We start from the raw sequence: 20,920 nt of genomic DNA, 5'->3' as shown, positions 1-20,920 counted from the left end.
CTTCATATGTCCCTTCATACGTCCAATGCTAAGACCCGGCCCTTCGAACATCCGCACAACCGCCAGCCGTTGAAAGAGGTTCACACTGTCTCATCGGCGGCCCTTGCCCCCGTCCGGACACCTACCTGCGGTGCATTTGCAACGTCGGGGCTCGCGGAAGCCGCCAAAGTGCGGGGATTCAGGCCTCCGACGATGCAAAACTTGCCTTGCCCGGATGCCCTCCACGGAAATTGTCACCGCCCCCGTGTAGCTTAGAAACAACAGCCCCCGCACCGAGGACACCATGGATTTCTACGCCATCAACGCACTGCGCGAGAACCACGCGGGGTGGTCTCTGCTCCGCGCTCAGAACGCCCCGCTGGCCGTGAGTTTCTTCATCAAAGCCTTCACCGGGCCCAACCAACGGGACATCGGCCGGCAAGAACTCATCGACCACCTCGATGATGTCCTGTTCGGCCTCCGCGAAGTCTTCGGCGAAGACAAATACCCCCGCCCGGCCGGGGAATATCTGGACGAGTGGGCTGCCCCGGAACGCGCGTGGCTGCGAAAATACTACATCCCGGGCCAGGACGAGCCGCGCTACGATCTCACGGCCGCCGCCGAGGACGTAGTCCGCTGGGTGGAGAGCCTGAGCGGCCGGGACTTCGTGGCCACCCAGTCCAGGCTGACCAGCATTTTCGCCGTCCTGAAGGCCCTGGTCCAGCAGTCCGAAACCGACCCGGAGGTAAGGCTCGCCGAGCTCCAGCGCCAGCGGGACGGGATCGACGCCGAGATGCAACGGATCAAGGACGGCAACATCCGGGTAATGACCGGACCCGAAGCTCTGGACCATTTCCAGCAGCTGACCACCCTGGCCAAGGACCTGCTCTCCGATTTCCGGGAGGTAGAGCAGAACTTCCGGAAGCTTGACCGCCAGGTCCGCGAACAGATCGCCACGTGGGACGGCTCCCAGGGCGAGCTGCTGGCCTCCATCTTCGCCAACCAACAGGACATCAGCGGCTCGCTCCAGGGCCGCACGTTCCAGGGCTTCTGGGACTACCTGATGTCCCCGCAGCTCCGTACCGAACTGCGGGACTTGCTTCACCGGGCCACCCGGATCGACGCCCTCGCCAAACTGGACAATCTGCACGCCGTGACCAACCTGCACCAGGACTGGCTGCCCGCCGTCGAGCAGACCCAGGCCACAGTCCGCCAGCTCTCGCAGCAGATGCGCCGGCTCCTCGATGACAAGGTGTTCCTGGAGAACAAGCGCATCATGCAGCTCGTCCGGAGCATCGAATCCGGCGCGCTGGGCACCCGGGAGGTGCCGCCGTCGGGCGTCTTTATGGAGATCGCCGCGCAGTCTGTGGATGTGGCACTGCCTTTTGAGCGGCCGCTGTATGAGCCGAGCCGGCGGATCATGGTGGACGACGTCGTCGTGGCTGCAAATGATGCTGAAGTCGACGCCGGCGCCCTCTTCAGCCAGTTCCATGTGGACACGGAGCGGCTCAAGTCCAACATTGACGACGTCCTGGCCGGCACCGAACAGGCCACGCTCGGCGAAGTAGCATCCGCACATCCGCTCTCCCAGGGGCTGGCCGAAATCGTCGCCTACTACCAGTTGGCCACCGAATCGGACTGGGCCTCCATCAACCCGGACGAGTCACAGCAGTTGTCCTGGCAGCTCCCGGACGGCAGCATCCGGGAAGCCACCGTCGAACAGATCATCTTCGTGAGGCCCGCATGACCACCACAGACGCACCGGAAACACACACGCCCGGGGAACTTCCCGGCGTCGTCACGAAGCTTTTCAAAGGCGTGGTGTACGCCGAGGCCGACGAAAAGGTCTGGCAGTCGCTGCTGGTCCTGTCCTCCCACGTCCGCGACTATGTGGCCGTCCTGGGCCTTGACCTCATCCTGGACGAATCCGAGGGATACGCGTTCCTCAAATCGCGCGAGGATCCGGACGGCACGCTGCCGCGGCTGATCCCCCGGCGCCCGCTCACCTTCAACGTCAGCCTCCTCCTGGCGCTGCTCCGCGGCCGGATGCTCGAATTCGACACCAACAGCAGCGAACTGCGCCTCATCATGACGGATCAGGACATCGCGGACATGGTGGCCGTTTTCCTGCCCGAATCGAGCAACGAGGCGCGGATCCTGGACCAGCTCGGCACCAACATCAAGAAAGTGGTGGAGCTGGGCTTCCTGCGGAAACTGCGCGGCCAGGCGGGGACGTACGAGGTAGCACGGATCCTGAAGGCCTATGTGGATGCCCAGTGGCTGGAGGAATTCGAGGCGCGGCTGGCCGACTACCGCGCCTCGCTCAGCGGCACCAGCACAAAGGAAGAGGACAGCGCATGACCACCGGGACGGCGGCAGCAGTCAGTGACGGGACGGACCAGCAGGAGATGCTGTTCAGCCTGGACGAAAAAGCGGACGACGCCGGTACTCCCCCGGGCTTCCGGCTGCACCGACTGGAGCTGCTCAACTGGGGCACCTTCCATCAGGAAGTGCGCACCTTCCGGCTTGACGGGTCCAACAGCCTGCTCACCGGCGACATCGGCTCCGGGAAGTCGACAGTGGTGGATGCCATTACCACCCTGCTGCTGCCGGCCAACAGGATCGAATACAACAAGGCCGCGGGTGCACAGAAGAAGGAACGCACCCTGATGTCCTATGTGCGGGGCTTCCACAAGAGCACCCGGAGCGCCGGCGGCGAATACTCGAAGCCCGTTGCCCTGCGCGGCACCGGTAAGCTCACGGTGGTCCTCGGCGTCTTCCACAACGCCGTCCTGGGCAAATCCATCACGCTGGCCATCACCCTCTGGGCCACCCAGGAAGCCGGCCAGCCCAACCGCTTCTACTCGCTGGTGGAGGGCGAGCAGTCCATCGCCGGAGACTTCGGCAATTTCGGCCAGGACCCCGCGAAGCTGAAGAAACAGCTCCGGGCTGCCGGGGCGTCCATCCATGAAACCTTCGAGCCATACGCGGCGGCGTTCAAGCGGCAGTTCGGCATCAGCGGCAACCAGGCCATGGAGCTGTTCCACCGCACGGTGTCCATGAAGCAAGTGGAGAACATCACCAACTTTGTGCGCACCAACATGCTCGAGGAAGACGACGTCGAGGCCCGGATCGGCAACCTCATCCACCACTTCGACGACCTGAAGAAGGCCCACGACGCCGTCCTCCGTGCCAAAGACCAGATCTGGCTGCTCACCCCCATCACCGAGGGCGCGGCCCAACATGCCGCCCTGAGCCGGGACGATGAATTCGCCCGCCAACAGCGGGACCAGCTGCACCCGTGGTTCACGGACCAGAAGCTGCAGCTGAGCATCGAGCACCAGGCGGAACTGCGGAACACCGGCTTGCGGCTGCAGGAGGACAGCGGCAAACTGGCCACCGAAATCACCCAGCTCCGCCTCGACCTGGCTGCGGTCAAGGAAGATATCCGCAGCAACGGCGGCGGCAGGCTGGCGGCCATCGAGGCCGAGGCTGCGCGGCTGGGCGAGGAGTCCCGGTCGCAGCGGGTCCGCTTTGAGAAGTACGCCGAAGCTGCGGCCGATCTTGGCCTCCAGGCCCCGGCGGACCGCGTGCAGTTCGACGCCAACCGGGCCCGCCTCACCGACGTCGAAAAAGAACTCGCCGCCCGTGCCGACGAAGCGCAGGACAGCCGCACCGAGCTGAGTATGACGCGTACCGTGCTCACCGGCCGCGCCGCGGACGTCGCCGCGGAGCTGACCAGCCTGCAGGCGCGACCCAACCTGCTGCCGCGGCCCCAGGTGGAACTCCGCCGTCGTCTGTGCGAGGGGACGGGCATCGCGGAGTCCCACCTTCCGTACGCGGGCGAGCTGCTGCGCGTCCGCGATGGCGAAGCGGCCTGGGAAGGCGCCGCCGAACGCACCCTGCGCGGCTTTGCGCTGTCGCTGCTGGTGCCCTCGGAGCACTACGCTGCGGTGAGCGGCTGGGTGGACGGCAACAACCTGCGCGGCCGGCTGGTGTACCTGAAGATCGGCGAATCGTACGCTCCGAAGCCGGCCGAGGCGGGCACCTTGGCGGCGAAGATTGCCATCAAGCAGGGGACTCCTTTCCGCAATTTCCTGCTGGATGAGCTCAGCAGCCGCTTCGACTACTTCTGCTGCGACACCCTTGAGGACTTCCGCCGCCGTTCCAAGGCCCTGACCGCCAACGGCCAGCTTAAGGGCGGCCGCGGCCGCCATGAGAAGGATGACCGGCAGGAACTGTCGGACCGCCGGAATTACGTCCTGGGCTGGGACAACCTGGACAAGATCAGCCGCTTCCGTGCGGAACGGGACGAGGTCCAGGGTCAGCTCAGCGTATTAGCCGGTCAGCTGTCCCGGGTCAACGATTCCCTGGGCGCCATTGGCAGGCAGAACCAGCAGTTGGGCATCATCGGGGCGGTGTCCGACTTCGCCGAGCTGAGCTGGCAGCTCACCGCACGCCGCATCGAGGAGCTCAAAGCGGAGAAAGCCCAGCTGGAGTCCACCAGCGACGTACTACGGCAGCTGACGGCGAAGGAAACCGAGCTCTCCGGAAAGCTGGAGCGCCTGCAGGTGCGGGCTGATGATATCCAACGCCGGATCGGCTCCAACGAGGGCGCGGCCAAGGACATCGTCGAGGCGATCGAGGACTGCCACGACGTCCTGCGGGAGACACCGTTAACGGACGACGGCGGCGTGTTGGCCGCCGTCGCCCGGCTCGCCGCCGCGGAACTCGCCGGCAAGCCGCTCACCTACAAGAACACGGGCACGGTGGAAAGCGCCGTCCGGAACGGGCTGACCGACACCATTGACGCGCTGTCCAAGCAGATCGCCCGGGCCGCCGAGAAAACTGTTCGGCTGATGGCTGAGTTCCGGAACAAATACCAGAACGAGACCACGGAGATCGACGCCGCCCTGGAGTCAGCGGGCGAGTTCGGCCAACTCCTGGAGCAGCTGGTCAGCAACGATCTCCCGCGCTTCGAAGCCCATTTCAAGGAATCCCTGAACCAGAACACCATCCACGAGGTGGTGGCGTTCAACGCGTTCCTGGACAGCCGCCGGCAGGACATCGTGAACCGGATCGGCGAAATCAACCTGTCCCTGGCCGGGATTGAGTACAACGCCGGCCGGCACATCCAGCTGGAGCACCAGAACAGCACCGACCTGGACGTGCGGCAGTTCGGCCTGGACCTGCGGGCCTGTTCGGAGGGCACCATCGGCGACGATGACCAGTACTCCGAGCAGAAGTACCTGCAGGTGGAGCGCCTGATCGAGCGGTTCCGGGGGCGGGACGGCTACACCACCCTCGACGAGCGCTGGACCGCCAAGGTCACGGATGTCCGGAACTGGTTCACGTTTTCCGCCTCGGAGAAGTGGACCGAGACGGGCGAGGAATTTGAACACTTCACGGATTCGGGGGGCAAGTCCGGCGGCCAGAAGGAAAAGCTCGCCTACACGATTCTCGCGGCTGCCCTGGCATTCCAGTTTGGGCTGGCGTCCGGCAAGAGCGCCGGGAAGAATGCCGGCAGTGGGCGCAGCTTCCGGTTTGTGGTGATCGATGAGGCATTCGGCCGCGGCTCCGACGAGTCCGCGCGCTATGGACTGGAGCTGTTCCAGCGGATGAAGCTGCAGTTGCTGATCGTCACTCCCCTGCAGAAGATCCATGTGATCGAACCCTTTGTCTCCCATGTAGGCTTCGTGGCCAACACCAACGGCGACGATTCACAGCTGCGGAACATGACCATCCAGGAGTACCGGGACGAGCGGGCCCGGCGTGCCTAAACAGCCTGCACAGGGTTGGACCACACTGGCTGATTTGCGGGCGCAGTCACAGAAAGCCTGGGGCAGCGGTGCGTTGCTCCGCGAGGTACTGGAACCCGGCGGGCTGTACCCCCGCCGTCGTCCGTTGAAGCGTCCGACGGCGGCGACGCTCCGGAGTGACTATGCTGCGGCGAGCGCGTGGGCGGCGGAGTTGTTCGGCGCAGTGGGTCCGTTCAGCCTCGAAACGGCCGAGGTGGGCCGCACCACGGTCGGCGCTAACCAACTGCCGGCGGCGGCAATCTTTGCAGACGCCGAGGCCGAGATCGCGCTTGTGGGCAAGGCAAAGGAGGCGGCCCGGTTTCTGGAGCTCGCCCGGGTCCTGGCCTCGCTGCACTCATCCTTCCGCGCGTGGGCGCTGAAGCGGCCGCTTAAGCTGCTCGAACTCGGCGCCGACGCGCTGACCGCAGCCCGCGTGGCCCTATGGCTGCAGGACAATCCCGAGCCAGGCATCTATGTGCGGCAGCTGGGCATTCCCGGTGTGCACACCAAGTTCATCGAGAACCACAGGGCAGTGATCAGCGAACTGGCGTTGGCGCTGCGGGCAAATTCCGAGCCCAGCGCGATCGGTCCCGCCGATGAAGCTTTTCCGGATTCGTCCGCGGAAGCCGGCTCGCTGCTGGGGCTGACGCAGGCCCGGACTCCGGCAGCGCGCTTTGCCGCCGGCCACGGCTTCCTGCATCCTCCGGAGCTCGTCCGATTCCGCCTGCTGGATCCTGCCGTGCCGCTGCTGGGCCAGGCACGCGACGTGACCGTGACAGCTGAGGCCTTCAGCACTCTGAGCCTGCCGGTCACCAGAGTGCTGATCACGGAGAACCTCGTCAACTTCCTGGCCCTACCCGAGCGATCTGACACTCTGGCGATTTACGGCGGCGGTTATGGGTTCTCGTCGCTACGGGATGCAGGGTGGCTGCTCGGCTGTGAGGTCCTGTACTGGGGTGACCTGGACACGCACGGGTTCCGGATCCTGGACCAGCTCCGCGCCGTCCACCCGCAAGTGGTGAGCGTGCTGATGGACGAGGCCACACTGCTGGCCCACCGCGACGCCTGGGTCCGCGAGCCGACACCGTCGAAGGCTGTGTTAAGCCGGCTGACGGCCGAGGAGTCAGCGCTCTACGAGAGGCTCCGCGATGACGCGTTCGGAGTCGCGGTCAGGCTGGAGCAGGAGCTGGTCCCGTGGGACTGGGCGCTGGTGCGGCTCGATACCAGTCGTTGAAGCTGCTGTCCCAAAGCGTGATGAGAAGAGGCCCTGTCCGGAGTAATGTCTGCCCTAAGGACGCGGGTTGAAGCCGTTCCCGGCCGGGGAACTGCCCGCACCCCGGAAGGTGGAAATGAAATGAGAAGCAAAGCATTGGCCGTCGTGTTCATCACGGCCACAGCGACTCTGATGTCCGCGCCAAGTGCTCTGGCGTTCGAGCCCTCGGCGGACCCCCGGGGCAATTTCAATTGCCCCAATGACGAGCCAGTTCCCGGACACCCTGGCTACCCAGGCATCGCAACGGGCCTTGGGAAGTCGTACGTGAACTCCGGCGGTACTGCCGCGGCCGCATGGTCAGCCACTGTCCTGTTCCACGGCCCGCTTGTCCCTTGCTGAGCTGCCCCCGTCCAGGTCAATTTGGTGCCACGCCGGGTTTACCCCTCTACCGTCCCGGCAGCGAAGGCTCGGTTGCGCTGGGGGTGGCAACTGCCGGGGTCGGGGCGATGTGAAGCCGCGTGGAGAATGCAGCCACGAGGGCAAAAACGAAGGCTCCTGCCGCGATGGCCAGCGCCATCGCGGCGACGGTCCCGTAGCCGCTGACCCGGGGGTCCAGGAACGGGTAGGGGTACCAGTCGACGATGGGACCGCGGATCAGGCTGTAGACCAGGTAAAGCAGGGGAAACCCGAGCCAGATCAGCGAGGTCCGGACCGGGACCCTGGTTCTGGGCAGGTCCACAAGCCAGTCGATCACCATGATGGTTGGGATGGTGTAATGCAGGACCACGTTGATCCAGGGGATGGGCGTGTTGACGTCGATGTTACTGAGCAGAAGGCTGTAAACAATCCCCGTGATGGTCATATAGATGGTTGCGGCTCCGCGCAGAAGCTCAAGCCAGCGGGGGCTTTCGCCTTGCCACGCGTACCGGCCGGCGATGGCCAGGGTAATGACCGCGATGATGTTGGATTCGATGGTGAAGTAGCTGAAGAAGTTCCCCGCGGAGGCGCCGGGAACGTTCTGGAGCAGGTGTGTCAGCTGGAAAAATATGGCCAGGAATCCGAGCAGGGCAAACCAGAATCTGAAAAGTGCTTGACCTCGATTGGGTGTCATATGGAAATCCTAAGGGGCCGGGAAACTCCGGGCCCCCAGCTGGATGGTGTTTGAGCGTGTCGGCCCGGGACGGTTGGGGCCGTCGTAACGGAACCCCGCCAAAAGCCCGATTGCACGAAGTGACGTGTAATTTAGGCATAACATCACCCGGCCCGAGGACGCCCATGATTAACGCCACCACCACGCCGCGCGCCTTTAGCCTGCAGCGTGAATGGTCCGGGGCCTTCACTTTGATGCTGCTGGCGCTATTCATCGGAGCGGCCGTCACCGTCGTCGGAGTTCGTTTCGTGGTGAACGAGATGGAAGCTGCGACCGGACGGCTCCAAGCCGAGTACGGCAGCGTTTCGGAACTGGCCGCCGCCCTTGAGACACATGAACAGCTGGGATACCAGCTGCTCGCGCTGGCGCCCGTCCACAGGGCAGCGTTTGTCCTTGAACAGCAGGACATTGAGTTGCTTTTCCTTGCGGCCTCCGCGGTCCGGGCGGAAGATGAAGGCCGGTCCGACGCCCTGTCCGCGGCGCGGCAGGAATGGCAGGCCGGCCTTGAGAAGGCAGGGCTCTGGGGTGATGACGTGCTGGGCCTCGCGGAGATCAACCTGGCCGATGCGCCTGCCTTCGCGGCCGCGAGCTCAAACGTGCGGAAACAGCTCTCCGCCGTCCAGCAGTCTTCCCTCCAGGCGCTCAACAACGGACTTGTGGACACCCGCGAGCTCGAGGGCCTCCTGGTGGTTGGCCGGTTCGGGCTGTTCGTGGCGGCCATCGGCGCCACCCTGTACTTCCGCCGTCGGATGGTCAAGGACCTGATGCGGCCCGTCAACAGCCTCCGCCGGGGCGTCCTGAAGCTCCAGTCCGGCGACTACAGCCACCGCCTGGACGTCGCCCGGCGGGACGAACTCGGCGAGGTGGCGGTGGCCTTCAACGGCATGGCCGCGGCGCTCCAGGACAGCCACAAGGCATTGACCTATCGGGCAACACACGACGACCTCACCGGGCTCGCGAACCGCGCGGCCTTGGCGGAGCGACTACTGGCATCCTTCGAGCCGGACAGCGACCGCCGGACCCGGCACGAGGGCCTGCTGTTCATCGACATCGACGATTTCAAGGACGTCAATGATTCCCTCGGCCATGAAGGCGGCGACGCGCTGCTCGCCCAGCTGGCCGAGCGGCTGCGGGCCAGCGTCCGCAGCCACGACCTGGTGGCACGGCTGGGCGGCGACGAGTTCGCCGTCGTCGTTCTGGATAACGACGACGGCACTCCGGCCACGGGGCCTGTTGCCGAGCGGATCTACGAGGCTCTGAGCGAGCCGTTCATGATCGGCGACCGGTCACTGCGGGTGTCGCTGAGCATGGGCGTCGCCCAGCGCACCGCGGACACGGCGGACGTGACGGAGCTGCTGCGGCAGGCCGATTCGGCCATGTACCGGGCCAAGCACAGCGGCAAGGCCCGGTACGAAGTCCACGGGAGCTGAGCCCGGTCGAAACCTGGCACAAAAAGTTCTTTGAGCTAAGAGCCTTCGAACCCTACCGGCCAGCCGGAAACTGCCGGAGAATCGCAGCATCAATGGCTCCCAGTGAAAGGCGCCCTCATGATGTGGGATTACGGCATGAATATGGGCTGGACGATGTGGCTGTGGGGCATACTCCTGCTCGTCGGGATAGCCCTGCTTGTACTGGTTGCGGCGCGCCTGTTTGGCGCGGGCAGAGGTCCGGGCGGCATGCAGGGACCGCCGGGTCCCTACCCCGGCAGGAGCCGCGCCCGGCAGATCCTCGATGAGCGGTTTGCCCGCGGCGAACTGTCTGCGGACCAATACCGCGAGCAGCTGGGGGTCCTCGGGGAAGACCAGTAGTGCGCCCCATCAGCCGCCGGAGCGCACTCCTGGTGGGAGGCCTCGGCGCGGCAGCCACGGCCGCCGGCGGAGCCGGGCTCTGGTGGACGGCCAGTTCCCGGTTCTCTCCGATAGCAGGCGCGGACTTCACCGAACCAGATGCGTTGCACAGCACCAACGGAGGGTTGCAGGTCCGGCTTGAAGCTGCTCCGGGATCAATCCGGCTCGGCGGCCACCAGGCATCGGTGCTCGGCTACAACGGAGGAGTCCCGGGCCCCACCCTGCATCTTAGGGGTGGGGACGTACTCCAAATAGAGCTGGTCAACAGCTTGGCCGTCCCCACCAACCTGCACGTCCACGGCCTGCACGTGTCACCCCAGGGAAACGGAGACAACGTCTTCGTGGTGGTCCAGCCCGGCCGCTCATTCAGCTATGAGTACTCACTGCCGGCAGACCACCCGCCCGGGATCTACTGGTACCACCCGCACCATCACGGCGTGGTCGCTGACCAGATTTTCGCGGGCCTCTTTGGCACCATCATCGTCGAGGACACGGATCCCCCGGCCACCAGCCGGGATCGCATTATGGTCATTTCCGACATCACCCTGGACGGGTCCGGTTCAGTCGCTGGCGCCTCGCCCATGGACCGGATGATCGGCCGCGAAGGCCGCCTGGTCCTGGTCAACGGTCACAGCAACCCGAAACTCTCAGCCAGGCCGGGAGAGCGCGAACGGTGGCGGATCGTGAACACCTGCGTTGCCCGCTACCTGCGGTTACGGCTGGACGGGCAGCAGATGCAGCTGCTCGGCATGGATTCCGGGCGCTTCCCCACACCAAAGCCGGTGGACGAGTTACTGCTGACGCCGGGCAACCGTGCAGATGTGCTGGTAACCGCGATCGAGGGCGAGTCCGCTTTCAGGACCATGTACTACAACCGTGGCAGCATGGCCGGCATGATGGGGCCGGCACCACTGGGCCCCAGCAGCGGGGACGCAGGGGACACTGTCCTTGCGACCCTTTCGGTGTCCGGCACAACGTCCGGCGCCCCTCTGCCGGTGCCCGCCCAGCCGGCACCGGCAGACCTAAGGACCGCGGTGGTTGCCGCGCACCGGCAGCTGACCCTCGGCGTGGGCGGCCTGGGGGTGGGGACGGGAATGATGAGTTTCACCATCAACGGCCGGGTATTCAATGCAAGCCGGACGGACACCGTCGTGGCCGCGCAGACCGTGGAAGAGTGGACCCTGCTAAATCCAAGCCCCATGGACCATCCATTTCATCTGCATGTCTGGCCGATGCAGGTTGTCGAGGAATCAGGGACCGCTCCGGACACCATCGCCTGGCGGGACGTGGTCAATGTCCCGGCCAACGGCCAGGTGAAAGTCAGGATCAATTTTGAAGAATTCACCGGACGCTCCGTCTACCACTGCCATATCCTCGATCACGAGGACCAGGGAATGATGGGCGTCGTCGAAGTCCGCTGATTCCCCAGCCGACTACACCTATTTTTTGCGAAATGAGCCATCCGGGATGCATGCCGGCCCCGAACTGAAGGCATAACCCGACGGTTTGGCAGGTAAGCACAACCCGCTGATCCGCAAACCCATATCGCATCAGGAGATCATCATGGCCACTCACACCCACACCGGCACAGTAACCCGCACCAATGTCCAGAAAGCATCCATGGTTGTCGGCGCCGTGTTCCTGCTGGTCGGTGTCCTGGGCTTCGTACCGGGCCTGACGGCAAACTTCGGCGAGCTGCATTTCGCGGGACACGAGTCCGAGGCAATGCTGCTGGGCCTGTTCCAGGTATCTGTCCTGCACAACGTGGTCCACCTGCTCTTCGGCGCGGCGGGCATCGCCTTGGCCAAGTCCGCCACCGGCGCCCGCTCGTTCCTTCTCTACGGCGGGGTTATCTATCTGGTCCTGTTTGTATACGGCCTGGTGGTCCCCCAGGAATCGGCCGGGAACTTCGTGCCGCTGAACGGCTTCGACAACGTTCTGCACCTGCTGCTCGGCGTCGGCATGATCGCCCTGGCCATGGTCCTCAGCAAGGGACACACCAAGGTCCGCGCCTAAGGGACCGTTTGCACCATCAGGCAACCGTGGCAATGGCCCCGTCCGCAGCATCGCGCTGCTGGCGGGGCCAGTACCGTTCCCAGCCAGGTCAGTGCGGCTCAGGGCATGAACCGCACGTTATGGTCCGGCAACAAGGATTTCCACAATGGCTTCCTCGCAGCCCGGCGCGTGCGTGCCTGCATGGACCTTCGAGAACCTGCTCACAACCTGGCCCGAGTTAGCGAAGCCAAAGTAGGCGGCCGCCCCCTTTATTTCTTTGATAATCTCGGGAACGGCACCGGGGCCGTCCGTGACGGCATGATCCGAGATGCCAAGTCCGGTGCAGGCGGCGTGACTGTTGGCAATCTCGGCGGATGCGGGGACGGCGCCTGTGAAGAGCACAACCAGTACGGCGGCACTCACGGCGGCAGAGGTGCGTTTGACGTTCATGGGTTTCTCCTGGAATAGGGCTACGACGAAGCCCCTATACCCACGGCGGAGAAATATGGGACCCCGCCAGTAAGGCCATTCTCCGCTTGCAACACGGCCCCGGCAATAGGCCGAGGAGACTCACCTTCGGGGGTATTGTGCCGGTATTCCGAGACGTCCCTTACGGGCCCACGCCCGCCGCGAGGTGCGTCGACCGGCTGGAACTGATCAGCCTCCGGCTACGTTAGAGACATGGGGCTTGTGGGACCACCCCACGAGTACCCTTATTGAGTTGATCCCGCGCGAAAGGAGGAACTTGCATGCTAACAACACTGCTACGCCACTTCCCGGCCCTCCTCCGCCGTGCGGGCCTCCTGGCTGGGCTGTTGGCCCTCATCTCCGGGATCTTCGGGATGCACTTCATGCCTGGCACGCATTCCATGGACGCTACCGGAGCCATACACGCCGCCGAATCCTATTCCGTTGTGCGTGCACCGGATGGCCACACCAGCCACCACGTCACCGAAACGCCGTCGGCTCCAACACGGTCGGACCCTGCCGCTTCATGCACCGGATCCGGCGGGTGCGCCGAGATGGCGGGCATGGATGCCGGCTGCGTCCCGGCACCGGGAACCGGATCGCTGTTAGCCCCGCTGCCCGGCAGCACACCCTTTGGGAATGTCACCGGCGCCGGCCAATCGTCAGGCCACGCTGTTTATTCATTCCTGCCCACGACTCCTTCGCCGGGCGACCTCTGCATCAGCCGAACGTAAAGGTGTGTGCCGCGCCACCGCAGCGGCACGCAGCCCTTTATAACTCGCCCTCTTTGCCAGGGCTTGAGTCGCTGGACGGCGACCGTTCCCGCCCAGCGTTGTTTCCGCAACCACCTTGAAGGACCCCGATTCCCATGACGAAAAACCTGACCATTTCCGCCACCGTCCTCGCCGCCGCTTTGACCCTGGCCGGCTGCTCGGCCGGGACCGGAACTGCCGGCAGCAGCATGCCGAGCATGGACCACGGCAGTTCCAGTATGCCGGCGACCGCCGCCCCGCTCGACACCGTGACTCCGAACGCGGCCGACATCATGTTCGTTCAGGGCATGATCCCGCATCACAGCCAGGCTGTGGAAATGAGCGACATCATCCTCCAGAAGCCGGACATTGATCCGCAGGTCACGGCCCTTGCCACCAAAATCAAGGCCGCCCAGGCCCCGGAGATCAGCACCATGACCGGCTGGCTAAAGACGTGGAATGAACCGGAGCAGATGGCTCCCGGACACGAAATGACCGGCATGATGGGCGAGGGCGATCTGGACGAACTCCGGGCAGCGGAGGGAACCGAGGCGGCCAAACTGTTCCTGACCCAGATGGTCGTGCACCACCAGGGCGCCGTGATGATGGCCCAGACCGAAGAGGCCCAAGGCCGGAACGCCGACGCGCTCGCCCTGAGCAAGAACATCATCACGTCCCAGCAGGCAGAAATCGAGGAAATGCAGATTCTGCTCGGCTCCCTCTAGCCAGCGCTGCAGACGCGCCGGTCCCGCAGCGGACCGGCGCGGGTATCCCCTGACTTTTCCCGTCTTCGTTTGGAGCCCCCTATGTCTTTTCCCTCCCGCCAGCGCCCGCCCGCCTCCGCCATGACAGCCGCGGCAGCAGCCTTGATACTTGCTCTCTCCGCCTGCACCCCGGCAGCCACCGATTCGCCTTCCGGAGGTGGATCAGCAACAGCCCCAGCAGCCGGCGCGGCGCCCGGACTGCCGAGCGCCCACGTCCATGGGCTGAGCGTCGACGGCGAAACCGGCCAGGTGCTTCTGGCCACCCATGAGGGCCTGTTCGACATGTCCCGGAACCCTGCTGTCAAGATCGGACCAACCAATGACTACATGGGATTCACCGCGGCCGGTGACCCGGACGTGTTCTATGCTTCGGGGCACCCTGGCGCAGGCTCGGACCTGCCCAACCCGCTCGGCCTGATCAAGAGCACTGACGGCGGCAGGACCTGGCAGCAACTCTCACGGCAGAAGCAATCCGACTTCCACGCCCTGGCCGCCACAAAATCCGGCATCGTAGCCTTCGACGGGACACTCCGGACCAGCGTCGACGGCGAAACGTGGCAGACGGTCGCCGTCGACTTCGTGCCCGCTGTTCTGGCCGCTCATCCCGCCAGCGACGCCGTCCTCGCCACCACCCAGAAGGGCGTGCAGCGCTCGACCGATGGCGGAACCAGCTGGACGCTGAACGAGGCGGCACCTGTGATCCAGTTCGCCTCGTTTGCGAGCGCCGGCAAGGCCGTCGGCGTCGCACCGGACGGGACAGTGTATTACTCCCCCGACGCCGGCGTGTCCTGGGAACGGACGGGCGCCGTCAGCGGCGAGGTTCAGGCCATTACCGCAACGGAAGGCACGGACGGAAAGCCGTGGATCTGGGCCGCCACCTCAAAGGGTGTGATCGTGTCGAAGGACGGCGGGGCGTCATTCCGGCCCTCAGACGCGGACTGATCCGGTGCGCACCGGCGTCTCCAGAACCCCCTACGAAGGACTTCACATGAGCATTCACACCGATTACCACCTGGACCGGCGCCGTTCCAGGTCGGGACCGACGGCGCCCGGAAAGACACCGTCATCGTCCGGCCCAAACAAACGGTCACGGTGATCTTCGACGCCGACAACCCCGGCCAATGCCCCGGGGACGACGCCGGGATACCCCGCCCCGCCAGTAAAGGAATCTCCGCATGAGTAATATAGACCAACGACGCGCCGAAAACGAACAGACCGTGGCCGGTATCCGCGCACGGCAGCAGGCGAAACGGCGCCGCCTCAAGATCCTCCTCTTCGGCGGTTTTGGCCTGCTCCTGGCGGGCATCATCACCGCCGTCACCCTGACCATCGTCGGGTCCGCGCAGGAAAAGAACGCCGCAGCCGAGGCCGCCAGGCAACCCATCGAGGGCATCCAGACCTTTACCGGCCTGTCCCGGAACCACGTGGAAGGACCCGTGGATTACCCCCACCCGCCCGGAGTCGGTGGTGATCATGCGGCCACCTGGACCAACTGCGGGATTTACACCGAATCCGTCAACCAGGAGCGCGCCGTCCACTCGTTGGAGCACGGCGCCGTCAGCATCACGTACGGCTCCGGCCTGGCCGCTTCCGATGTCACTACGCTGACCGCGTTGGCCAAGGACAAGCCCTACGTCCTACTCAGCCCCGGTACGGTGTCCGGGACTGACATCACGGCCACGGCCTGGGGTGCCCAGCTGACCGTGACGGACGCCGCCGATCCGCGCATTGCCCCATTCATCCGCGCCTACGCCCAGTCCCCCAACGCTCCGGAGCCCGGGGCCCTATGTACCGGCGGCGTGAACGGCTGAGCGGACGTCTGCCGCACCGGCGGCCGCAGGATTGCGCAAAGTACGCAAGTGAATTAGCGTGTTTTGTGCAGACTGATCCGGACCGGCTTCACCGAACCCAGTTCTGCGGAAACTAAAGGAGGCAGCGATGAATCGCATAATTGCGATTGCTGACGACCTTTCCGGCGCCGCTGAGACGGCAGCGGCATTTTTGGGGACCCTCGCCAGCACCCCTGGTGAGGATGCGCAGAGCGCGCATACCGTACCCGGTGCCACAAGGTCTCACGACGGCGCGCCGCAAGTCTGCATGCTCCCGCACCCCCCGGGGGAGCTTGCCACTGCCCTGCGGGACATCCTGCAGGACGCGAACCTGGGAAACACCGCGCTTGTGGTGCTGGATACTGACAACCGGAAGCTCCCCGCCGATGCCGCCGCACGGTTGCGCCAAGTCCTGGACTCAATTCCTGCCGGCGACTCCTCCCCCATGGTTTTCCTGAAGATCGACTCCCTGCTCCGTGGGCCGGTGGCATCCCAGCTCGACGTGCTCGCCGCGGAAGGTCCCGTCATTCTGGCCCCGGCGCTGCCGCCGCTGGGCCGCAGCACCGTCAACGGAACGGTGCACCACCAGGGTGTGCCACTGCACGAGACCACGCTGTGGCACGCCGAGCCGTCGGCGCCGCCGGTAACCATCGCCGCTGCGCTGCATCCGCTAAGTACGTCCTCCGTTGGGCTGGCTACTGTCCGCAGCGGCGGCGAGACCTTGGCCGCGGCACTGAAGGACGCGAGCGCTGAACACCCCTTCCCCGTGGTGGTCTGCGACGCCGAGACGCAGGCCGATCTGGAAGCGATTGTCAGCGCCGCCCTCAGCATTCCCGGCGTCCGGTTCGCGGGTGCCTCAGCCCTCGGATCAGCTCTCGGCACCGCGTTAGGTACCGCGTTAGGTACCGCGTTAGGTACCGCGTTAGGTACCGCGTTAGGCGCCGCGGTGGCTCGGGCTGCCGGCAAGGCACCCAACGGAAGTGCCGACGTCGTAGATTCCTCCCTCGGCGAGCGCACAACCGGCGGATTTCCCCTGCTGGTGGTGGGCTCCGCGTCCGGCCCGGCCAGGGAACAGCTGCAGGCCCTTGCCGCGGACGGCGTTCCCGTCATCACCCTGTCCCCGGCAGACCTGCTGGCGGGAACCGCTGACATGGCTGCGCTGCAGCAGGCCCTGGCGGCAGGTCCGGCTGCGGTGACCGTGGATGCATCCACGGTGGATCCTGCGGCGTCCTCCGCCATTGCCGCCGCCCTGGCCCGGACAGTGGCGCCGCTCGCCAGGGATCGGCCGCTGATGCTCACCGGCGGCGAAACGGCCCGCTCGGTGCTCGATGCCGTAGGTGTGCAGCGGCTGGGCGTTCAGGGCGAGATTGAGCACGGCGCCGTCCTGTCGCTGGCTCCGGACGGAAACCCTGTGGTCACCCGCCCGGGCAGTTTCGGCGAAACGGACAGCCTCCGCACCATCCTGGCCGTATTGGCCGTATTGGCCGGCTGCTCAACGTCTTCACCCTCCCGCACAGCGAATCCCCCCACAACGCACTCCCCTCTGCCGACGGCGCCCCAGCCGTCCCTGCCCGGAAAAGGACCCTCCATGAATGCTGTTGATCCCACGGAACTCCCGTATGTAGCCGTCACCATGGGCGACGGCGCCGGTGTTGGACCCGAGGTGGTGGTAGCCGCCGTGCTGAATGCGCAGATCAACGCCGAATGCAAACCCGTGGTGATCGGTGACGCACTGCGCCTCCGCCAGGCCGCGGACATCCTGGGCATCGCAGCGGACATCCAGAGAAACTCCTCCGTAGAGGACGCGGTGTTCACGCCGGGCCGGGTGAACGTGATCGACTTGGCGCTGCTGCCGGCAGACCTTGCCTGGGGCCAGCTCTCCCCCGTGGCCGGGCACGCCGCCTACGAATACATCCGCGTGGCGAGCGAGCTGGCCATGGCCGGGAAGGTGCAGGCCATCTGCACCGCGCCGCTGAACAAGGAGGCCCTGCACGCCGCCGGGCACGTCTTCCCCGGGCACACCGAACTGCTGGCGCAGCTGACCGGGACGGAGGAAGTGTCCATGATGCTCTCCACGCCCAAGATCAAGGTCATCCATGTGACCACGCACATCGGACTGATGGACGCCGTCCGGAAGATCAACCCGGACCTGGTGGAACGCACCATCCGCCGCGGCCACGAGGCGCTGATCCGGGCCGGTATCGCCAAACCGAAGATCGGCGTCTGCGCCATTAACCCGCACGCCGGCGAGGGCGGACTGTTCGGCCAGGGCGAGGAAGCCGAGAAGATCGAACCCGGGGTGAAGGCCGCCCGCGCCGCCGGCATCGACGTCACCGGCCCGCTGCCCGCGGACACGCTGTTTTTCCTGGCCGGGCGGGGCGATTACGACCTGGTGGTGGCCATGTACCACGACCAGGGGCACGGCCCGGTGAAGGTGCTGGGCATCGAGGCCGGCGTGAACATCACCGTGGGCCTGCCGGTGATCCGGACCTCCGTGGACCACGGCACCGCCTTTGACATTGCCGGCAAGGCGATCGCCGATTCGCGCAGCATGGTGGAGGCGCTGCACCAGGCGGCGGAGATGGCCACCCGGCCCGCCGTGGCTGTGTAGACCCCCGGTGGTTGAGCCTGTCGAAACCCATTGGATGAGGGGCCGGAACTAGCATGGTAACCACGCCCACGGAAAGGAGACCGGGAATGCTGTCGGCAAATGCCAGGCGCGAAGAGATTTACCATCTGGCGCTCACCACCGGCCTGGCCTCCGTGGAGGAACTGTCCGCCCGGTTCGAGGTCACGGCATCCACCATCCGCCGCGACCTGGCGCTCCTGAACGGGCAAGGCCGGCTGGCGCGCACCTACGGCGGCGCCATGGCGCTGGGCGCCCACCCGGAAGCATCGTTGCGGCAGCGCACCGGCGAGGCGTTTGAGCAGAAACAGGCCATCGCCCGCTGGGCGGCGTCCGTGATCCGGCCCGGGGAGAACATCCTGCTCGACGCTGGCTCCACCGTGGGTGCCTTGGCCCACGAACTGCGCGGGTTTGATCGGTTGTACGTGACGACGCCGGGCATCAACACCATGCAGGAACTGGCCGAGTCCGACGGCATCGAGGTGGACTGCCTCGGCGGCCGGCTGCGGAACCTGAGCCAAAGCTTCGTTGGCCCCCTGGCCGAGGCCGCACTGGAGCGGATGAGCTTTGACCGCGTGTTCCTCGGCGCAGACGCCGTCACCGCCGAGGACGGCATCTGCGAGGCCGACCACGCCCAGACCCGGCTCAAGGAACTCATGGCCCGGCGCGGCAATCTTGTGTATGTACTGGCGGACTCGTCCAAGCTGGGCCTGCGGCCCTTCCACGCGTGGGCGCGGCTCGCGCTCCCGTGGACCCTGGTGACGGACGACGGCGCCGACCCGGCCCAGGTGCAGAAGTTCCGCGGCTCCGGGATTGAGGTTGTCCTGGCCGGTGGTTGAGCCGGGCCCACGACCGCAGGGTTCCCTGACCGGGCTTGCGAGGTGAGGGGCGGCTGGGGACCGAAACCCGGCGTGTTCGTTTTATCGAACATTACACATCGAGATAAGAATGTTCGAGTTATTGAACATTCTGCCACGAAGACCATATGATCGTTATATGGAACATTCTGAGGCAACCAGTTTCTACCGGGCGGTCGACGCGGCATCCCTTGGCCGGTCGATCGCCGAGGCCCGCAAGGAAGCAGGACTCACCCAGCAGGACGTCGCCGAGAAACTGGGCGTCACCCGGGGAACCATCGTCAGGCTTGAACACGGCGAGCCCGTGTCCATCGTCATCGCCATGAACGCCATCCGGGCAGTCGGCCGTGACGTTGCCCTGGTCCCCCGTTTCGCCAGACTGCAGGTGAAACAATGAAGCGCCAAAGCCTTGAGGTGTATCTGCACGGACGCCACATCGGGGTGCTGTCCGGGTCATCCCTGCGACTGGCCTTTCACTACGACCCCGACATCATCGCCGAATACGGTGCGTGCTCGATCCTCCTCTCCCTGTCTTTGCCGGTCACCCGCAAGAAGATCACCGGCGCGTCCGTGTTCAACTATTTTGATGGGCTGCTGCCGGAAGGGCAGGTCCGTTCCCACCTGGCCTTGGTGAACGGGCTCTCCACTCCGGACGCTCTAGGGCTGCTCCGGATACTCGGGGCTGACTGCGCCGGAGCCGTCCAGGCGGTGCCGGACGGAACGTCGCCTGACGGGCCAGCCGACGCCATCCCGATGACCGATGTTGAGGTCACCAACGTCGTCGAAGCGTTGCCCACCTGGGACCTGCCGGCGGACTTCGCTATCACGGCTTCCCTGGCCGGCATCCAGTCCAAGGTCCTGCTGAGCCGCCGCGGCGAGGGCTGGGCATGGCCGGGCCGGGGAGCCGTCTCCACCCACATCATCAAGCCCGAGCCCTTGGACTCGCCGATGCCGCATCTGCTCGCGGCGGAGCACTGGTGCCTGAACGTGGCTGCCGCGGCCGGCCTGCCGGCAGCCGAGTCCCGGCTGGAAACCTTCGGCACCCGCCAGGCGATCATTGTCACCCGTTACGACCGGACCCATGACGGTGGCCGTCTCCACCAGGAAGACTTCACCCAGGCCCTGGCACTGGCCAGCAGCGCCAAGTACGAGGGCACCACGGCGCCGCCGTCCAGGCTCACCAGGCTTATAGCAGCGGCGGCACCGCATGCCCGCGACGACGACGCGTTTCGGCGCGATCTGCTTCGGGCTGTGACCTTCAACCTCGTCATCGGCAACGGTGACGCGCACTCCAAGAACTATTCGGTGCTCATCCGCGACGGCGGCGAGGTGTTGCTGGCACCCCTGTACGACGTGGCACCCACCCAACTGCTCTACGCGCCCAGCGTCAATGCCGGCCATGCGCTGGACGGTCAGGCAAGGCTGAATCATCTGACCCTGGAGCATGTCGTCCGCGAAGGCGCCGCCTGGGGCCTGGACGCCGACGACGCCCGGACTACCGCAGCGGCCGCCCTGGAGGCCGTGGCCGGAGCAGCGGCCACGACGCGCGCGGAGTCCAGCATCGGCTTCCTGGGTGAACTGGTCCCCGCCCGGGCAGCCGATCTGCTCAACGGGGGGACAGCCCGCCGGACCTTGCGCTGAG

At 65.6% G+C, this 20,920-nt stretch carries 19 protein-coding genes; 17 read left to right on the top strand and 2 right to left on the bottom strand.

The features are described from left to right. Positions 1-283 precede the first annotated feature (283 nt). From FYJ92_RS04915 to FYJ92_RS04900, 4 genes are read left to right on the top strand one after another with little or no spacing between them, the layout of a single operon-like run. The gene (locus tag FYJ92_RS04915) at positions 284-1,726 is read left to right on the top strand and encodes a DUF3375 domain-containing protein (protein ID WP_185262855.1); all 1,443 of its coding nucleotides are present in this window, start codon (positions 284-286) and stop codon (positions 1,724-1,726) included. Then, the gene (locus FYJ92_RS04910; protein ID WP_185262854.1) at positions 1,723-2,340 is read left to right on the top strand and encodes a DUF4194 domain-containing protein; all 618 of its coding nucleotides are present in this window, start codon (positions 1,723-1,725) and stop codon (positions 2,338-2,340) included. The genes FYJ92_RS04915 and FYJ92_RS04910 overlap by 4 nt, the downstream gene beginning before the upstream one ends. Continuing rightward, positions 2,337-5,759, top strand: coding sequence for an ATP-binding protein (locus tag FYJ92_RS04905; protein WP_185262853.1), 3,423 nt, complete (start codon positions 2,337-2,339; stop codon positions 5,757-5,759). Before FYJ92_RS04910 ends, FYJ92_RS04905 begins: the two co-directional genes overlap by 4 nt. 34 nt (positions 5,760-5,793) lie before the next feature. Then, positions 5,794-7,011 carry a Wadjet anti-phage system protein JetD domain-containing protein gene (locus tag FYJ92_RS04900; RefSeq protein WP_185262852.1) on the top strand — a complete coding sequence of 406 codons (1,218 nt, stop codon included), beginning with the start codon at positions 5,794-5,796 and terminating at the stop codon, positions 7,009-7,011. A 424-nt stretch (positions 7,012-7,435) separates the two neighbouring features. On the opposite strand, the gene FYJ92_RS04895 is transcribed toward FYJ92_RS04900, so the two are convergent. Continuing rightward, positions 7,436-8,101: a Pr6Pr family membrane protein gene (locus tag FYJ92_RS04895; protein ID WP_185262851.1), complete on the bottom strand. Its 666-nt coding sequence runs from the start codon at positions 8,099-8,101 to the stop codon at positions 7,436-7,438. 164 nt (positions 8,102-8,265) lie between these two features. Between FYJ92_RS04895 and FYJ92_RS04890 the strand changes: the two genes are divergently transcribed. From FYJ92_RS04890 to FYJ92_RS04875, 4 genes are all read left to right on the top strand, one after another. Then, the gene (locus FYJ92_RS04890) at positions 8,266-9,570 is read left to right on the top strand and encodes a diguanylate cyclase domain-containing protein (protein WP_185262850.1); all 1,305 of its coding nucleotides are present in this window, start codon (positions 8,266-8,268) and stop codon (positions 9,568-9,570) included. 117 nt (positions 9,571-9,687) lie between these two features. Then, positions 9,688-9,948 carry an SHOCT domain-containing protein gene (locus FYJ92_RS04885; RefSeq protein WP_185262849.1) on the top strand — a complete coding sequence of 87 codons (261 nt, stop codon included), beginning with the start codon at positions 9,688-9,690 and terminating at the stop codon, positions 9,946-9,948. Next, entirely contained in the window at positions 9,948-11,408 is a 1,461-nt protein-coding gene (locus FYJ92_RS04880; protein ID WP_185262848.1) for a multicopper oxidase family protein, read from the top strand. The genes FYJ92_RS04885 and FYJ92_RS04880 overlap by 1 nt, the downstream gene beginning before the upstream one ends. A 142-nt stretch (positions 11,409-11,550) precedes the next feature. Continuing rightward, a complete protein-coding gene (locus tag FYJ92_RS04875; protein ID WP_185262847.1) occupies positions 11,551-12,003 on the top strand; it encodes a DUF4383 domain-containing protein in 453 nt (150 codons plus the stop codon). Positions 12,004-12,120: 117 nt separating this feature from the next. On the opposite strand, the gene FYJ92_RS04870 is transcribed toward FYJ92_RS04875, so the two are convergent. Next, positions 12,121-12,432, bottom strand: coding sequence for a hypothetical protein (locus tag FYJ92_RS04870; RefSeq protein ID WP_185262846.1), 312 nt, complete (start codon positions 12,430-12,432; stop codon positions 12,121-12,123). 299 nt (positions 12,433-12,731) lie between these two features. Between FYJ92_RS04870 and FYJ92_RS04865 the strand changes: the two genes are divergently transcribed. The 9 genes from FYJ92_RS04865 to FYJ92_RS04825 all read left to right on the top strand — a co-directional run bounded on the left by FYJ92_RS04865 (position 12,732) and on the right by FYJ92_RS04825 (position 20,919). After that, positions 12,732-13,184, top strand: a complete 453-nt coding sequence (locus FYJ92_RS04865) for a hypothetical protein (protein ID WP_185262845.1) — start codon at positions 12,732-12,734, stop codon at positions 13,182-13,184. A gap of 134 nt (positions 13,185-13,318) precedes the next feature. Further along, positions 13,319-13,927, top strand: coding sequence for a DUF305 domain-containing protein (locus tag FYJ92_RS04860; RefSeq protein WP_185262844.1), 609 nt, complete (start codon positions 13,319-13,321; stop codon positions 13,925-13,927). 81 nt (positions 13,928-14,008) lie between these two features. After that, positions 14,009-14,908, top strand: a complete 900-nt coding sequence (locus FYJ92_RS04855; RefSeq protein ID WP_255482314.1) for a F510_1955 family glycosylhydrolase — start codon at positions 14,009-14,011, stop codon at positions 14,906-14,908. Positions 14,909-15,031: 123 nt separating this feature from the next. Beyond that, the gene (locus tag FYJ92_RS04850) at positions 15,032-15,145 is read left to right on the top strand and encodes a hypothetical protein (RefSeq protein WP_219729709.1); all 114 of its coding nucleotides are present in this window, start codon (positions 15,032-15,034) and stop codon (positions 15,143-15,145) included. Beyond that, a complete protein-coding gene (locus tag FYJ92_RS04845; RefSeq protein WP_185262843.1) occupies positions 15,142-15,777 on the top strand; it encodes a DUF3105 domain-containing protein in 636 nt (211 codons plus the stop codon). The genes FYJ92_RS04850 and FYJ92_RS04845 overlap by 4 nt, the downstream gene beginning before the upstream one ends. Positions 15,778-15,904: 127 nt before the next feature. Then, positions 15,905-18,406, top strand: a complete 2,502-nt coding sequence (gene pdxA / locus FYJ92_RS04840) for a 4-hydroxythreonine-4-phosphate dehydrogenase PdxA (protein WP_185262842.1) — start codon at positions 15,905-15,907, stop codon at positions 18,404-18,406. Positions 18,407-18,492: 86 nt separating this feature from the next. Then, complete coding sequence (locus FYJ92_RS04835) at positions 18,493-19,260, top strand: DeoR/GlpR family DNA-binding transcription regulator (protein ID WP_185262841.1); 768 nt, start codon at positions 18,493-18,495, stop codon at positions 19,258-19,260. Positions 19,261-19,417: 157 nt separating this feature from the next. Beyond that, positions 19,418-19,675 (top strand): helix-turn-helix transcriptional regulator, encoded by a 258-nt coding sequence (locus FYJ92_RS04830; protein ID WP_185262840.1) that lies wholly within the window; start codon positions 19,418-19,420, stop codon positions 19,673-19,675. After that, a complete protein-coding gene (locus FYJ92_RS04825; RefSeq protein WP_185262839.1) occupies positions 19,672-20,919 on the top strand; it encodes a type II toxin-antitoxin system HipA family toxin in 1,248 nt (415 codons plus the stop codon). The genes FYJ92_RS04830 and FYJ92_RS04825 overlap by 4 nt, the downstream gene beginning before the upstream one ends. Position 20,920 lies beyond the last annotated feature (1 nt).

Origin of the sequence: Pseudarthrobacter sp. NBSH8, from assembly GCF_014217545.1 — a bacterium.
GTDB lineage: Bacteria > Actinomycetota > Actinomycetes > Actinomycetales > Micrococcaceae > Arthrobacter.
This window is presented reverse-complemented; position numbering and strand designations above follow the sequence as displayed.

Coding starts and splice junctions, on each gene's coding strand:
- FYJ92_RS04895 (WP_185262851.1), bottom strand. CDS start 8,101: ATGACACCCAATCGAGGTCAAGCACTTTTCAGATTCTGGTTTGCCCTG.
- FYJ92_RS04860 (WP_185262844.1), top strand. CDS start 13,319: ATGACGAAAAACCTGACCATTTCCGCCACCGTCCTCGCCGCCGCTTTG.
- FYJ92_RS04865 (WP_185262845.1), top strand. CDS start 12,732: ATGCTAACAACACTGCTACGCCACTTCCCGGCCCTCCTCCGCCGTGCG.
- FYJ92_RS04910 (WP_185262854.1), top strand. CDS start 1,723: ATGACCACCACAGACGCACCGGAAACACACACGCCCGGGGAACTTCCC.
- FYJ92_RS04830 (WP_185262840.1), top strand. CDS start 19,418: ATGGAACATTCTGAGGCAACCAGTTTCTACCGGGCGGTCGACGCGGCA.
- pdxA (WP_185262842.1), top strand. CDS start 15,905: ATGAATCGCATAATTGCGATTGCTGACGACCTTTCCGGCGCCGCTGAG.
- FYJ92_RS04875 (WP_185262847.1), top strand. CDS start 11,551: ATGGCCACTCACACCCACACCGGCACAGTAACCCGCACCAATGTCCAG.
- FYJ92_RS04835 (WP_185262841.1), top strand. CDS start 18,493: ATGCTGTCGGCAAATGCCAGGCGCGAAGAGATTTACCATCTGGCGCTC.
- FYJ92_RS04855 (WP_255482314.1), top strand. CDS start 14,009: ATGTCTTTTCCCTCCCGCCAGCGCCCGCCCGCCTCCGCCATGACAGCC.
- FYJ92_RS04870 (WP_185262846.1), bottom strand. CDS start 12,432: ATGAACGTCAAACGCACCTCTGCCGCCGTGAGTGCCGCCGTACTGGTT.
- FYJ92_RS04825 (WP_185262839.1), top strand. CDS start 19,672: ATGAAGCGCCAAAGCCTTGAGGTGTATCTGCACGGACGCCACATCGGG.
- FYJ92_RS04915 (WP_185262855.1), top strand. CDS start 284: ATGGATTTCTACGCCATCAACGCACTGCGCGAGAACCACGCGGGGTGG.
- FYJ92_RS04885 (WP_185262849.1), top strand. CDS start 9,688: ATGATGTGGGATTACGGCATGAATATGGGCTGGACGATGTGGCTGTGG.
- FYJ92_RS04845 (WP_185262843.1), top strand. CDS start 15,142: ATGAGTAATATAGACCAACGACGCGCCGAAAACGAACAGACCGTGGCC.
- FYJ92_RS04905 (WP_185262853.1), top strand. CDS start 2,337: ATGACCACCGGGACGGCGGCAGCAGTCAGTGACGGGACGGACCAGCAG.
- FYJ92_RS04890 (WP_185262850.1), top strand. CDS start 8,266: ATGATTAACGCCACCACCACGCCGCGCGCCTTTAGCCTGCAGCGTGAA.